11 protein-coding genes and 1 pseudogene are annotated in these 13,777 nt (G+C 72.1%); 6 read left to right on the plus strand and 6 right to left on the minus strand.

Going from position 1 to position 13,777, the window contains the following annotated elements; all coding sequences use genetic code 11:
* Positions 1-10: 10 nt before the first annotated feature.
* Both EV562_RS24060 and EV562_RS24065 read left to right on the plus strand, forming a co-directional pair.
* A complete protein-coding gene (locus EV562_RS24060; RefSeq protein ID WP_133888931.1) occupies positions 11-3,139 on the plus strand; it encodes a molecular chaperone Hsp90 in 3,129 nt (1,042 codons plus the stop codon).
* 157 nt (positions 3,140-3,296) lie between these two features.
* A complete protein-coding gene (locus EV562_RS24065) occupies positions 3,297-4,055 on the plus strand; it encodes a calcium-binding protein (RefSeq protein WP_133888932.1) in 759 nt (252 codons plus the stop codon).
* 4 nt (positions 4,056-4,059) lie between these two features.
* Here EV562_RS24065 and EV562_RS24070 read toward each other — a convergent pair whose 3' ends face one another.
* Both EV562_RS24070 and EV562_RS24075 read right to left on the minus strand, forming a co-directional pair.
* Positions 4,060-6,459: an HAD-IC family P-type ATPase gene (locus EV562_RS24070; protein ID WP_133888933.1), complete on the minus strand. Its 2,400-nt coding sequence runs from the start codon at positions 6,457-6,459 to the stop codon at positions 4,060-4,062.
* A gap of 110 nt (positions 6,460-6,569) precedes the next feature.
* Positions 6,570-6,857 carry a DUF2530 domain-containing protein gene (locus EV562_RS24075; RefSeq protein WP_133888934.1) on the minus strand — a complete coding sequence of 96 codons (288 nt, stop codon included), beginning with the start codon at positions 6,855-6,857 and terminating at the stop codon, positions 6,570-6,572.
* Between the two features lie 203 nt (positions 6,858-7,060).
* Here EV562_RS24075 and EV562_RS24080 point away from each other — a divergent pair, with 203 nt between their 5' ends.
* On the plus strand, positions 7,061-8,518 hold the full coding sequence (locus EV562_RS24080; RefSeq protein ID WP_133888935.1) for an NCS2 family permease: 1,458 nt from the start codon (positions 7,061-7,063) through the stop codon (positions 8,516-8,518).
* Between the two features lie 24 nt (positions 8,519-8,542).
* Here EV562_RS24080 and EV562_RS24085 read toward each other — a convergent pair whose 3' ends face one another.
* A complete protein-coding gene (locus tag EV562_RS24085) occupies positions 8,543-8,725 on the minus strand; it encodes a ribbon-helix-helix protein, CopG family (RefSeq protein ID WP_133888936.1) in 183 nt (60 codons plus the stop codon).
* 155 nt (positions 8,726-8,880) lie between these two features.
* Here EV562_RS24085 and EV562_RS24090 point away from each other — a divergent pair, with 155 nt between their 5' ends.
* The 3 genes from EV562_RS24090 (at position 8,881) to thpR (ending at position 11,476) form a co-directional block, all read left to right on the plus strand.
* Positions 8,881-9,318, plus strand: coding sequence for a MarR family transcriptional regulator (locus tag EV562_RS24090; protein ID WP_133888937.1), 438 nt, complete (start codon positions 8,881-8,883; stop codon positions 9,316-9,318).
* Between the two features lie 27 nt (positions 9,319-9,345).
* The gene (locus tag EV562_RS24095; protein WP_133888938.1) at positions 9,346-10,713 is read left to right on the plus strand and encodes an MFS transporter; all 1,368 of its coding nucleotides are present in this window, start codon (positions 9,346-9,348) and stop codon (positions 10,711-10,713) included.
* A gap of 190 nt (positions 10,714-10,903) precedes the next feature.
* Complete coding sequence (gene thpR, locus EV562_RS24100) at positions 10,904-11,476, plus strand: RNA 2',3'-cyclic phosphodiesterase (RefSeq protein ID WP_133888939.1); 573 nt, start codon at positions 10,904-10,906, stop codon at positions 11,474-11,476.
* Positions 11,477-11,619: 143 nt separating this feature from the next.
* Here thpR and EV562_RS24105 read toward each other — a convergent pair whose 3' ends face one another.
* The 3 genes and pseudogenes from EV562_RS24105 to EV562_RS24115 all read right to left on the minus strand — a co-directional run bounded on the left by EV562_RS24105 (position 11,620) and on the right by EV562_RS24115 (position 13,720).
* Entirely contained in the window at positions 11,620-12,612 is a 993-nt protein-coding gene (locus EV562_RS24105; RefSeq protein ID WP_133888940.1) for an aldo/keto reductase, read from the minus strand.
* A gap of 134 nt (positions 12,613-12,746) precedes the next feature.
* Positions 12,747-12,938 (minus strand): annotated as a pseudogene (locus tag EV562_RS35680) (Uma2 family endonuclease); the annotation flags it as partial.
* A 101-nt stretch (positions 12,939-13,039) separates the two neighbouring features.
* Positions 13,040-13,720 (minus strand): GDSL-type esterase/lipase family protein, encoded by a 681-nt coding sequence (locus EV562_RS24115; RefSeq protein WP_133888941.1) that lies wholly within the window; start codon positions 13,718-13,720, stop codon positions 13,040-13,042.
* Positions 13,721-13,777: the final 57 nt, after the last annotated feature.

Consider the following 13,777-nt stretch of genomic DNA (forward strand, 5'->3'; position numbering starts at 1 on the left):
GAGAGTCACCGTGAGCATGTTCGTACGGCCTGCCGCCGAGGGTGCCGATCCGTTCGGTACGGCACGTCTGCGGCGCGGGGTGCTGGACGCCTGGGCCACCAGCCCGGCCCGGTTCCGTGAGGACGCCAACGCGGAGGAGGACCTCGTCCTCGGCGGTTACCGCGACCGGCTGGTCGTCGAGCTCGCGCAGAACGCCGCCGACGCCGCCGCGCGCTCCGGCGTGCCGGGACGGCTCCGGCTCACCCTGCGCGACGGTGTCCTCGTCGCCGCCAACACCGGGGCCCCGCTGGACGCGAGCGGCGTCGAGTCGCTGGTCACCCTGCGCGCCTCCGCCAAGCGGGACGCGGCACCCGGTTCGGTCGGCCGGTTCGGGGTCGGCTTCGCCGCCGTGCTGGCCGTCACCGACGAGCCCGCCGTCGTCGGCCGGCACGGAGGGGTGCGCTGGTCGCTCGCCGAGGCCCGCGACCTGGCCGCCGACACCGCCCGGCACAGTCCCGGCCTCGGGGACGAGATCCGGCGGCGCGACGGACACGTCCCGCTGCTGCGGCTGCCGTTCCCCGCCGAGGGCAGCGCCCCCGACCCCTACGACACGGCCGTCATCCTGCCGCTGCGCGACACGGCCGCCGCCGACCTCGCCGAACGGCTCCTGCACGCCGTGGACGACGCCCTGCTCCTCGCCCTGCCGGGCCTGGCGGAGGTCGTGGTCGAGGCCGGGGACGAGGTCCGCACCCTCACCCGCCGCGACGAGGACGGGCTGACCGTCGTGGAGGACTCCCGGCAGGGCGTCACCCGCTGGCGCACCGCCGCCGCGCACGGCCCGCTCACCCCCGACCTCCTGGCCGACCGGCCGGTGGAGGAGCGGCTGCGCCCCCACTGGTCCGTGACCTGGGCGGTGCCCGTCGACGCCGACGGCGCCCCCGCGCGCCCCGGCACCAGCCCCGTGGTCCACGCGCCCACGCCCAGCGACGAGCCGCTCGGGGTGCCCGCGCTGCTCATCGCGTCCTTCCCGCTGGACGCCACCCGCCGGCACGCCGCGCCGGGACCGCTGACGGACTTCCTGACGGAGCGGGCCGCCGACGCCTACGCCGGACTGCTCGCCGACTGGCGGCCGGTCTCCGCCGGCCTCGTCGACCTGGTGCCCGGCGCGCTGGGCCGGGGCGAGCTGGACGGTGCGCTGCGGCAGGCGATCCTCGCCCGGCTCCCCCGTACCTCCTTCCTGCCGCCCGCCCTTCCCTCCGGCGGACGGGACGCGGAGGACGACCTCCCGGAGTCGCTGCGGCCCCGCGACGCCGAAGTGGTGGAGGGCGCGGGCGCCGACACCGTGCGGGTGCTCGCCGAGGTGCTGCCGACCCTGCTGCCCGCCGGTCTCGAACGCCGCGCCGAGCTGCGCACACTGGGCGTGGCCCGGGTGCCGCTGACCGACGCGATCGACCGGCTGGCGGGTCTGGAGAAGGCACCCGCCTGGTGGCGCGGCCTCTACGACAGCCTCGCCGGGGTCGACCCCGACCGGCTGTCCGGGCTGCCGGTGCCCCTGGCCGACGGCCGGACCACGATCGGTCCCCGGCAGGTGCTGCTGCCCTCCCCGGAGGCCGCCTCCCTCGACCCGGAGGTCCTGACCCGCCTCGGCCTGAAGGTCGCCCACCCCGACGCCACCCACCCGCTGCTCGAGAAGCTCGGTGCACTCCCGGCCACTCCGCGTGCCGTGCTCACCACCCCGCAGGTCCGGGCCGCCGTCGCCGCATCCCTGGACGACGAGGGCGGCGTCGACTGGGAGGAGGACGCCCTCGACGCCGAGGAACTGGCCGACACCGTCCTCGGTCTGGTCCGCGACGCCGGACTCGATCCCGGCGACGAGCCCTGGCTGGGCGCCCTCGCCCTGCCCGACGAGGACGGCGAACTCTCCCCGGCGGGCGAACTCGTCTTCCCCGACGGCCCCTTCGCCCGGGTCATGCGCGAGGACGAACTCGCCGCCGTGGACGCCGAACTCGCCGAGAAGTGGGGCCCCGAGCCGCTGGCCGCCTGCGGCGTCCTCGTCACCTTCGCCCTGGTCCGGGCCACCGACGTCGTCCTGGACCCCGACGAACTGGAGCCCCGCGAGGGTGACTTCGCCGAGCCCGACGACGCGGGACTGCTGGACGCCGTGGACGTGTGGAGCGAGGACGTCCTCGACCGCTTCCCGGACAGCCCCGTCCCGCCGGTCGCCACCGAGATCGTCGCCGTGCGCGACCTCGACCTCGTGGACGACGCGCACTGGCCGGAGGCCCTCGCCCTGCTGTCCCGGCCGCCGCTGCGCGACGCGCTGATCCAGCCGGTGCGCGTCCTGCTGCACGACGGCACCCACGAGGTCGTACGGCCGTACACCGCGTGGTGGCTGCGCGGGAACCCGGTGCTGGGCGGCCGCCGCCCGGCCGGACTGCGCGCCGCGGGCGGCGACCCGCTGCTGCGGGGCCTGTACGACGAGGCCGACGCGACCGGCTTCGAGGACGAGCAGGTCCTGCGGGCGCTGGGCGTGCGCACCTCCGTCGCCGCCCTCCTCGACGAACCCGGTGGCGCGGCCGAACTCCTGGACCGCCTCGCCGACCCCGGCCGCCCGGTCACCGCCGCCCAACTGCACGCCCTGTACGGCGCGCTGGCCGAACTGGACCCGGAGCAGGTCACCCTGCCGGACGAGGTACGGGCCGTGGTCGACGGCGAGGTGCGCGTGGTGGACGCCGCCGACGCGGTCGTGGTCGACTCGCCCGACCTGCTGCCCTTCACGTCCGGCGTGCCGCTGCTGCCGGTCCGCCCGGCCCGGGCCGCCGAACTGGCGGAGCTGTTCCAGGTACGGCGGCTGAGCGAGTCGGTCACCGGCCGCGTGGACTCCGAGGGCGTCGAGCACGACGTACCGGAGCCGGTGCGCACGCTGCTCGGGACGCGGACCCCGGCGTGCTACGTGGAGCACGAGGAACTGGTCGTCGACGGCGTGGAGATCGACTGGCGGCTGACCGACGACGGTGCGCTGCACGCGGCGACCCTGGAGGGCGTGGCCGCGGGCCTGGCCTGGGCGGCCGGGCAGTGGCCGCGCCGCTTCGAGGTCGCGGCGCTGCTGGAGGACGAGTCCCGCACGGAGGAGCTGGCCAGGGACCGCTGGTTCGACTGAACCGACCGAATGTGAAGGTGTGCACACATTTTCTTCACGTGACGTACAACCATCGCGCCGCGCCGTGGATCTATGAGGCGAGTCAGCAGACTCACGACCCTCCGGGTCCCGGCGCGGTGACGACCGCCGGGGCCCCTTGTCCTGACGTGGGGAACACATGCGCACACGAGTCCTGGCGGCAGCAGCCACCGGCGCCCTCGCCCTGACCGCCCTCGCCGTCCCGGCCGCGCAGGCCGACGGCGGAAACGGCGACACCCGGATCACCAAGGTCGTCGTGGACGGCGACAACAAGGTGTCCATCGGCACCGGCAGCGCCAAGACCTTCTCGGTCAGCGTGACGGCCACCGACAACTCCGGCATCCTGGGCGCCGACTCCTTCGACCTGAAGGGCCCGGGCTACGGGTACGAGTCGACGGGCAAGCCGACCTGCAAGAAGGCCGGCGCGACCACCTCCACCTGCACGGCCTCGGTGAAGATCGACCCGCGCACGGACTACCTCGGCAACGCCATGGCCGGCACCTGGTACGTCGGCGTCTGGATCGACGCCAAGGACGGCGACTACGTCTGGAAGGACAAGGCCGGGTCCTTCAAGTTCCAGCGCGGCAGCGCCCTGACGACCAACGCCGCGCCGGAGCCGGTGAAGAAGGGCAAGACCCTCACCGTCACCGGCAAGCTGTCCCGCGCCAACTGGGAGACCCTCAAGTACGGGGCGTACAGCGGCCAGTCGGTGCAGCTCCAGTACCTCAAGAAGGGGGCCAAGGCGTACACCACGCTGAAGAGCGTCAAGAGCAGTTCGGCGGGCAAGCTGAGCACGACCGTCAAGGCGACCGCGGACGGCTACTACCGCTATGTGTTCGCCGGCAACTCGGCGTCCGGGGCGATCACCTCGGTCTCCGACTTCGTCGACGTCAAGTAGCCCACTACACGGGGAAGCGGCGGTCCACCCACCTCCACAGGAGTTCGAGTACGGCCGCCGCGGCCGCCGCGATGCCCACCGCGGCCCACGGCATCGTCACTCCCACCAGCTTCAGCGCGAAGAAGTCCTGGAGCCACGGCACCGCCAGGACCACCACGAAAGCCAGGCCCATCGCCGCGACCAGGAGCACCCGCCACCACGTGTACGGCCGGGCGATGATCGCCAGTACCCACATCGAGATCAGGAACAGCGTCAGCGTGGCCGCGCTGGTCTCCGCGTCCAGGGCGCCCGGCCCCGCGTAGTGGTGCCGGGCGAGGAGGTAGGTGGCGAACGTCGCCGCGCCCGCCACCACTCCGCCCGGGATCGCGTAGCGCATGACGCGCCGTACGAAGTGGGGCCTGGCCCGTTCCTTGTTCGGGGCGAGGGCGAGGAAGAAGGCGGGGACGCCGATGGTGAGCGTGGAGAGCAGGGTGAGGTGGCGGGGCAGGAACGGGTACTCGACCTGCGAGCAGACCACCAGGATCGCGAGCAGCACCGAGTACACGGTCTTGACCAGGAACAGCGTCGCCACGCGGGTGATGTTGCCGATGACGCGGCGGCCCTCGGCCACCACCGACGGCAGCGTGGCGAAGCTGTTGTTCAGCAGCACGATCTGCGCGACCGCCCGGGTCGCCTCCGAGCCCGAGCCCATCGCCACGCCGATGTCGGCGTCCTTGAGGGCGAGGACGTCGTTGACGCCGTCGCCGGTCATCGCGACCGTGTGGCCGCGTGACTGCAGGGCGCCCACCATGTCCCGCTTCTGCTGCGGGGTGACCCGCCCGAACACGGTGCCCTCGTCGAGCGCGCCGGCCATCTCCTCCCGCTCGGCGGGCAGCCGGCGCGCGTCGACCGTCGCCCCGGACAGCCCGAGCTTGGCGGCCACCGCGCCGACCGACACCGCGTTGTCCCCGGAGATGACCTTGGCGCGGACGTCCTGTTCGGCGAAGTAGCGCAGGGTGTCGGCGGCGTCCGGGCGCAGCCGCTGCTCCAGGACGACCAGGGCGGTGGGCGTCACGCCCTCGGCCACCCCCGGGTCGTCCAGTTCGCGGGCGGCGCGGGCCAGCAGCAGCACCCGCAGGCCCTGCTCGTTGAGCCGCCCGGTCTCCGCGAGGGCGGGGTCGTCCTCCGCCAGCAGCACGTCCGGTGCGCCCAGCAGCCACGTACTGGAGGTGCCGTCGGCCTCGGTGAAGGCGGCCCCGCTGTACTTGCGGGCCGAGGAGAAGGGCAGCGACCCGGTGCGGTGCCAGTCCTCGGGGGCCGGGTACGCCGCGACGACGGCCTGGAGGGAGGCGTTGGGGCGGGGGTCGGACCGGCCGAGGGCGCCCAGCACGGTGCGGACGCGCCGCTCGTCGGCGCCGTCGAGCGGGCGCAGGGCGGTGACGTCCATGCCGCCCTCGGTGAGGGTGCCGGTCTTGTCCAGGCAGACGGTGTCGACCCGGGCCAGGCCCTCGATGGCGGGCAGCTCCTGTACGAGGCACTGCTTGCGGCCGAGCCGGACGACGCCGATCGCGAAGGCGACGGAGGTGAGCAGGACCAGGCCCTCCGGGACCATGGGCACGATGCCGCCGACGGTACGGGCGATCGAGTCGTCCAGCTCGTTGTCCTTGGCGAGCAGCTGGCTGAGGATCAGGCCGATCGCCGTCGGGACCATCATCCACGTGACGTACTTGAGGATGGTGGAGATGCCGCTGCGCAGTTCGGACTGGACCAGGGTGAAGCGGGAGGCCTCCTCGGCGAGCTGCGCGGCGTACGCCTCGCGCCCCACCTTGGTCGCCCGGAAGGCGCCGCCGCCCGCCACCACGAAGCTGCCGGACATCACCTGGTCGCCGGGCTGCTTGACCACCGGGTCGGCCTCACCGGTCAGCAGCGACTCGTCGATCTCCAGCCCGTCCGCCTCGACGCACACCCCGTCGACGACGGCCCGGTCGCCGGGGCCGATCTCGAGGACGTCGTCCAGCACGATGCCGGACGTGGCGACCTCGGTGGGTCTGCCGTCCCGGCGCACCGTCGGACGGACCTCGCCGATCACCGCCAGCGAGTCGAGGGTCTTCTTCGCCCGCCACTCCTGGACGATGCCGATGCCGGTGTTGGCGAGGATGACGAAGCCGAACAGGCTGTCCTGGATCGGCGCGACGAACAGCATGATCACCCAGAGCACGCCGATGATCGCGTTGAACCGGGTGAAGACGTTGCCGCGGACGATGTCGGCCAGGGAGCGGCTGCTGCGCACCGGCACGTCGTTGACCTGTCCGCGCGCGATCCGTTCGGCGACTCCGGCCGCCGTGAGCCCGGTCGCGGACGAAGAGGGGTCAACGGCGGGCGCGGGGTGCGCGGGATCGCGTCTGTCCGCGTCGAGATGCGTCATGCATTCGACGGTACGTGCGGTTTTACGGCTTCACCCACCGAGCGCGGAGAAGATCCGACCTGGGTACGAGACGTACCGGCTCGGTGTGCTGCCCAGGTACTACGGCCGGTCTAGGCGGTGGGCCGGTCCGTCCGCGTGCCCTGCGGTCCCGGCGCGGCGGCGGCCCGCTTGAGGGCGGCGTCGCGGCCCCGGACGTACCAGATGCCGATCAGGCCCAGGCCGGCGCCGGCCAGGCAGGTCCACACCCACCAGGCGTGCCCCCGGTCGTCGAACCAGCCGTAGAAGGGCAGCTGCACCAGGAAGAGGACGAACCAGAGGATGGTGCCGCCGACAACGGTCGGAACCACGGGGCCCTCCAGGGGCTCCGGCGCCTCGTGCGTGGGTGTCCACTTCGTCATGCGTACAGCTTACGAGGAGCGCGCGAACGGGTTGACGGCGCGGCGCCACGCAGCGATTTCACGGGTCTACGCGCGGAGATAGCGATCAGTGGCTCATACGTTCATACTGAACCCGTTTGTCTCTGACCGCTTTCGTTCGTAGAAAACACCAACAGGAACACCGACAAGGCCGTGGGGGAACCTGTTGGTGCATGAGGTCCCGCATGTCCACCTCGGCCGCCGCCAAGGTCCCCCCGTCCCCCGAGTCGCCGGAAGACCGACGGCCCCCGCAGAACGGTCTCGACCGTTACTTCAAGATCTCCGAGCGGGGCAGCACCCTGCCCCGCGAGATCCGCGGCGGTCTGGCCACCTTCTTCGCGATGGCCTACATCATCGTGCTGAACCCGATCATCCTGGGCAGCGCGAAGGACATGTACGGCCACCAGCTCGACAACGGCCAGCTGGTCACCGCGACCGCTCTGACGGCGGCGTTCACCACGCTGCTGATGGGCGTCATCGGCAACGTGCCGATCGCGCTCGCCGCCGGCCTCGGCGTGAACTCCGTCGTCGCCCTCCAGCTCGCCCCGCGGATGTCCTGGCCGGACGCCATGGGCATGGTGGTGCTGGCCGGTTTCGTGGTCATGCTGCTGGTCGCCACCGGACTGCGGGAGCGCGTGATGAACGCGGTGCCCTACAGCCTGCGCAAGGCCATCGCGATCGGTATCGGCCTGTTCATCATGCTCATCGGGCTCGTCGACTCCGGCTTCATCACCCGGATGCCGGACGCCGCCCAGACCACGGTCCCGATCCAGCTCGGCACCGGCGGGCACCTGCACGGCTGGCCCGTCCTGGTCTTCGTCCTCGGCGTGCTGCTGACCCTCGCGCTGATCGTCCGCAAGACCCCGGGCGCGATCCTGATCTCGATCGTCGTGATGACGGTCCTCGCGATGATCATCAACGCCGTCACCGACATCCCGTCCTGGGGCCTGACCACCCCCGAGTGGCCCGGCAACCCGGTCGCCACCCCGGACTTCGGGCTGGTCGGCGACGTCAGCCTGTTCGGCGGCTTCGACAAGGTCGGTGTGCTGACCGGCGTGCTGTTCGTCTTCACCGTGCTGCTGTCGTGCTTCTTCGACGCGATGGGCACGATCATGGGCGTCAGCGACGAGGCCAAGCTGACCGACGGCCGGGGCCAGATGCCGGGCATGAACAAGGTCCTGTTCATCGACGGTGTCGCGGTCGCCGCGGGCGGTGCCAGCTCCGCCTCCGCCACCACCTGCTTCGTGGAGTCCACGGCCGGTGTCGGCGAGGGCGCCCGCACCGGCTTCGCCAACATCGTCACCGGCGCGCTGTTCGCCCTGGCGCTGTTCCTCACGCCGGTCGCCACGATGGTCCCGTCGCAGGCGGCGACCCCGGCGCTGATCGCGGTCGGCTTCCTGATCCTGGCCGGGTCGATCCGGGAGATCGACTGGTCCGACTTCACGATCGCCGTCCCGGCCTTCGTGACGATGCTGATGATGCCGTTCAGCTACTCGATCACCAACGGCATCGGCATGGGCTTCATCACCTTCTCGGTGCTGCGCCTGGCGGCCGGACGGGGCCGTGAGGTGCCGGTGGCGATGTACGTGGTGTCGGCGGTCTTCGCCTTCTACTACCTGATGCCGGCCCTCGGCCTGACCTGATCGGCCTGACCTGATCCTCCCGGGTCACGGCACCCCGTAGAACCGTTCCGTCTCCTCCACGGCGGACTGGAACCGCTCGTCGAAGTCATCCCGAATGAGCGTCCGGACGACATAGTCCTGGACGCTCATTCCCCTTTTCGCCGCGTGGTGCCGGAGCCGGTCGAGCAGCTCCCCGTCCATCCGCAGGCTGAGCACGCTGGTCCCCATGCCCCGAGAGTCGCCCCCGCCCGCGGGGTGATGCTCCGAATTCCGGAAACGCCTCACTCGTACGGGTGAACTGTGCGTTTCAGTGGCGGGCGTCACGGGCAGACGGACGCCTGTGCGGTGGTATTTCGCGAGACTAATGAGTTAAGCTAAGGAACATGCCGGACCTCAAGCATGGCGACGACGCCGCCGCCGTGAACTCCCTGCGCTCCGCCGTGATGCGGTTGTCCCGTCGACTCAAGCACCAGCGGGTCGACGAGTCGCTCAGCCCCACCGAGATGTCGGTACTGGGCACCCTGGCCAACTGCGGCAGTGCGACCCCGGGCGAGCTCGCCCGCAAGGAACACGTGCAGCCGCCCTCGATGACCCGCATCGTGGCGCTGCTGGAGGCGAAGGGCCTGGTCCGGCTGGAGCCGCACCCCGAGGACCGGCGACAGAAGGTCGTGACGCAGACCGAGCAGGCCGTGGTGATGCTCGAGGAGAGCCGCCGCAAGCGGAACGCGTTCCTGGCCACCCTGGTCGAGGGACTGGACGAGGACGAGTGGGCCAAACTGCGCGCCGCCGCCCCCGTGCTGGAGAAGCTCGCACACCGGTAAGCAGTTTTCGCGAGGAGGCGAACCCTTTTGAGTACGGGATCCGGAGCAGCTTCCGCCCCCGCACCTGACGGCCACGACGATCCGACCGCCCGCAACCCGGTGACACCCCGCAAGACGTCGATGTTCGCCTCCCTGAAGGTCAGGAACTACCGCCTGTTCTTCCTGGGGCAGGTCGTCTCCAACATCGGCACCTGGATGCAGCGCATCGCCCAGGACTGGCTGGTGCTCAGCCTCACCGGCTCCTCCGCCGCCGTCGGCATCACCACCGCCCTGCAGTTCCTGCCGATGCTGCTCTTCGGCCTGTACGGCGGCGTCCTCGTCGACCGGCTGCGCAAGCGGCCCACGCTGCTGGCCACCCAGTCCGCGATGGCCCTCACCGCCCTCGCCCTCGCCGTCCTCACCCTGAGCGGCCACGTCCAGGTCTGGCACGTCTACGTCGCCGCCTTCGCGATGGGCCTGGCCACCGTCATGGACAACCCGGCCCGGCAGTCCTTCGTCTCCGAGCTGGTCGGCCGGGACCAGCTGCAGAACGCGGTCAGCCTGAACTCGGCCAACTTCCAGTCCGCCCGCCTGGTCGGCCCCGCCGTCGCCGGGCTGATGATCACCGGCGTGGGCACCGGCTGGGCGTTCCTCGCCAACGGCCTGTCCTTCGTCGCGCCGCTCAGCTGCCTGCTGCTCATGCGCGCCCGCGAGCTGCACACCGTCCAGCGCGCCCCGCGCGGCAAGGGCCAGCTGCGGGAGGGCCTGCACTACGTCGCCGGGCGCCCCGAGCTGATCTGGACCATCGTGCTGGTCGGGTTCATCGGCACCTTCGGCTTCAACTTCCCGGTCTTCCTGTCCGCCTTCGCCGACGACGTCTTCGACGCGGGCGCCGGGGCGTACAGCCTCTTCAACACCCTGATGGCCGTCGGCTCCCTCGCCGGCGCGCTGCTCGCCGCCCGGCGGGGCACCTCCCGGCTGCGCGTCCTGATCGCGGCGGCCATCGGCTTCGGCGCCCTGGAGGTCGTCTCGGCGACGGCGCCCGCGCTGTGGCTCTTCGCGCTGCTCATGGTCCCGATCGGCGTCTTCAGCATGACGGTCAACGTCACCGCCAACACCAGCATCCAGATGTCCACCGACCCGGCCATGCGGGGCCGGGTGATGGCCCTGTACATGATGGTCTTCCTCGGCGGCTCCCCGATCGGCGCCCCCGTCGTCGGCTGGGTCACCGACACCTACGGCGCCCGGGTCGGCTTCGCCGCGGGCGGCGCGGTCGCCGCCACCGCCGCCCTCGTCGTCGGCCTGGTCCTGGCCCGCGTCGGCAACCTGCGCCTGTCGGTCGGCTGGCACCGGGGGCACCCGCAGGTCCGGTTCGTGCCGAGGGAGCGGCAGGAGGCCCTGGCACCGGCGGCGTAGGCCCGGGGCCCGTGCCCGGGCGGCCCGGTCAGTCGCGGGGGAAGCCGTCGGTCCTCCGCGTGAGACCGACGACGCTGCCGGTCGGGTCGACGGCTGCCCCCGACGCGAGTGCAGCCGCGCGGTACGACGGTACGCACGGTGACCGGGACACGCGCGGACGTGCACGCCTTCACCAGGGAGACTGACCGGCATGAGACTGTTCGCCGCCGTGCTGCCCCCCGAGGACGTCACCGCCTCCCTCGCCGGCGAGGTGGCCGCGCTGCGCGGGCTGCCCGGGGCGGACGGGCTGCGCTGGACCGGCCGCCCGGGGTGGCACTTCACGCTCGCCTTCTACGGAGAGGTCGACGACGACGTCGTACCCGGCCTGTCGGCCCGGCTGGAGCGGGCCGCGCATCGCACCGCCCCCTTCCCGCTGGCGCTGCACGGCGGCGGCCAGTTCGGGCACGGGCGGGCCCTGTGGGCGGGAGCCGAGGGCGACCTGGCGGCGCTGCGGCTGCTCGCGGACCGCGCGGAGTCGGCGGGGCGCAAGGCGGGCGCCGGGACGGGGGAGCACCGGCGCTACACGCCGCACCTGACGCTGGCCCGCAGCAGGCAGGCCGCCGACGTGCGCCCCTTCGTGGAGGCGCTCGCCGGCTTCACCGGACCTGCCTGGACGGTGACGGACCTGGCGCTGGTCCGCAGCAACCTGCCCGCCTCCGGTGTGCCCGGCGAGCAGCCCCGCTACGAGGCGGTCGCCCGTCATCCGCTCGGCGCCGCCGGTTAGGCTCGGGGGCGTGGACCCGAAGACCCGTAACCGGATCATGGCCGGTGTGCTCGTGCTGATGCTCGTGGTGGTGGCGGTGGCGGCGGCCCTCGGCTGATCAGCCCCGCGGCCGGCCGCCCCCGCTCGTCCCGCTGCCGCCGCGCCTACCAGGCGAAGGCCTCCGGAGAGGGCCCCGGTCCCGGGAAGACCTCGTCGAGCCCGGCCAGCAGTTCGTCCGACAGCTCCAGCTCCACGGCCCGCAGCGCCGACGCGAGCTGCTCGGCGGTGCGCGGGCCGACGATCGGGCCGGTCACTCCGGGCCGGGTCAGCAGCCACGCCAGCGCGGCCTCGCCCGGTGCGACGCCGTGCTTGTCGAGCAGGTCCTCGTACGCCTGGATCTGCGCGCGCTTCGCGGGGTCGGCCAGGGTGTCGGCCGCCCGCCCCGAGGCCCGGCGCCCGCCCTGGACCTCCTTCTTGATGACCCCGCCGAGCAGCCCGCCGTGCAGCGGCGACCACGGGATGACGCCGAGGCCGTAGTCCTGCGCGGCCGGGATCACCTCCATCTCGGCGCGGCGCTCGGCCAGGTTGTACAGGCACTGCTCGCTGACCAGGCCGATGGTCCCGCCGCGTCGGGCGGCGGTCTCGTTGGCCTGCGCGATCTTGTACCCGGGGAAGTTCGAGGACCCGGCGTAGAGCACCTTGCCCTGCTGGACCAGGGTGTCGATCGCCTGCCAGATCTCGTCGAAGCCGGTGTCCCGGTCGATGTGGTGGAACTGGTAGAGGTCGATGTGGTCGGTCCGCAGCCGCTTGAGGCTGGCGTCGACCGCGCGCCGGATGTTCACGGCGGACAGCTTGTCGTGGTTGGGCCAGGCGTCGCCGTCGGCGGCCATGTTGCCGTACACCTTGGTGGCGATGACCGTCTTGTCGCGCCGGTCGCCGCCCTTGGCGAACCAGTTGCCGATGATCTCCTCGGTACGGCCCTTGTTCTCGCCCCAGCCGTACACGTTGGCGGTGTCGAAGAAGTTGATACCGGCGTCCAGCGCCGCGTCCATGATCGCGTGACTGTCGGCCTCGTCGGTCTGCGGACCGAAGTTCATCGTCCCGAGGACGAGCCGGCTGACCTTGAGTCCTGTGCGTCCCAGCTGCGTGTACTCCATGGTCCCCAAGCCAACGACTTGGAGTGCGCTCCAGGCAAGCGGGAGCGGGTGGTCAGTCGCGGGGGAAGTCGGCGGTGGGAAGCGTGAGATCGAGGACCGTGCCGGTGAGGTCCAGTTCCTGCCCGAAGGCGACCTTCGATGGGCCGTACGATCCGGCGGATGATGCCCCAGCGCGTGTCCCGCTGCGGTGTCATGTGGACGCTGCCCCCGACGATCTCGACCCTGAATCCTTCGGGGACGGGCATCCGCTCCAGCCGCTCGAACCACTCGTCCAGGCGCTGGGTGTTGGCGTCGGCCATGGCGATCCCGTCGTCAAGGACGGTCATCGTGGCGCTCCTCCCCGGCTGACCCAGCGACGAGTACGGCCGCGCGGTACAACGATACGCACGGTGACGCGGTCACGGGAGGACACGCGGGTGCCAGGGCGCTAGTGGCGGGCGGAGTACGGCCCGCCCAGCCCCCACCCCTCGTCCATCGCCGTCGCGAACGCCTCCGCGATCCGGTGCTCGCCGCTCTCGTTGGGATGGGTGCCGTCGTAGGTGTCCGTGTGGAAGTCCCACGGCACCGGCGGCGGGACGAGCAGCAGCGGGGAGCGCGGGTCGTCCAGGTCGGCGACCGTCTTGGCGAGGAGTTCGTTGAACCGGATGACCTGCTCGGCGAAGGACTCGTCGGCCTCCACCCGGATGTTGTGCAGGACCGGCATCACGGCGACGCGGACGCGCGGGTTCGCCGACCGGGCCGCGGCCACGAAGTCGCGGACGTTGTCGGCGGTCTGCTCGGCGTTGGTGTAGAAGCCGAGGTCGATCAGGCCCAGCGAGACCAGGAGCACGTCCGCGCGGCAGGACCGTACCGCCTCGCCGATCAGCGGGGTCATGTGGTGCCAGCCCTCGCCCCAGCCGGCCAGGTGGGCGCGGGGGAAGTCGGGTTCGGCGTAGGCGTACGAGGTGGGGGCGTCCGTCACCTGGTCGTGGAGGGTCTCGCGCGGGCCGACGAAGGTGAAGGGGCGGCCGCAGGAGTCGCGCAGGTGCCGCCAGAGCCGGTAGCGCCACGTGTGTTCGCCGGCGCTTCCGATCGTCATGGAGTCACCGACGAACATGAACCTGAGCATCCGCTCATCATGGACGATCCGCCTGGCCGGCGCGATGTGAGCCCGACCACGCAGGGT

This window comes from Streptomyces sp. BK208 (assembly GCF_004364245.1).
Classification (GTDB): Bacteria; Actinomycetota; Actinomycetes; order Streptomycetales; family Streptomycetaceae; genus Streptomyces.

Coding starts and splice junctions, on each gene's coding strand:
- EV562_RS24065 (WP_133888932.1), top strand. CDS start 3,297: ATGCGCACACGAGTCCTGGCGGCAGCAGCCACCGGCGCCCTCGCCCTG.
- EV562_RS24070 (WP_133888933.1), bottom strand. CDS start 6,459: ATGACGCATCTCGACGCGGACAGACGCGATCCCGCGCACCCCGCGCCC.
- EV562_RS24075 (WP_133888934.1), bottom strand. CDS start 6,857: ATGACGAAGTGGACACCCACGCACGAGGCGCCGGAGCCCCTGGAGGGC.
- EV562_RS24080 (WP_133888935.1), top strand. CDS start 7,061: ATGTCCACCTCGGCCGCCGCCAAGGTCCCCCCGTCCCCCGAGTCGCCG.
- EV562_RS24085 (WP_133888936.1), bottom strand. CDS start 8,725: ATGGGGACCAGCGTGCTCAGCCTGCGGATGGACGGGGAGCTGCTCGAC.
- EV562_RS24090 (WP_133888937.1), top strand. CDS start 8,881: ATGCCGGACCTCAAGCATGGCGACGACGCCGCCGCCGTGAACTCCCTG.
- thpR (WP_133888939.1), top strand. CDS start 10,904: ATGAGACTGTTCGCCGCCGTGCTGCCCCCCGAGGACGTCACCGCCTCC.
- EV562_RS24105 (WP_133888940.1), bottom strand. CDS start 12,612: ATGGAGTACACGCAGCTGGGACGCACAGGACTCAAGGTCAGCCGGCTC.
- EV562_RS24115 (WP_133888941.1), bottom strand. CDS start 13,720: ATGCTCAGGTTCATGTTCGTCGGTGACTCCATGACGATCGGAAGCGCC.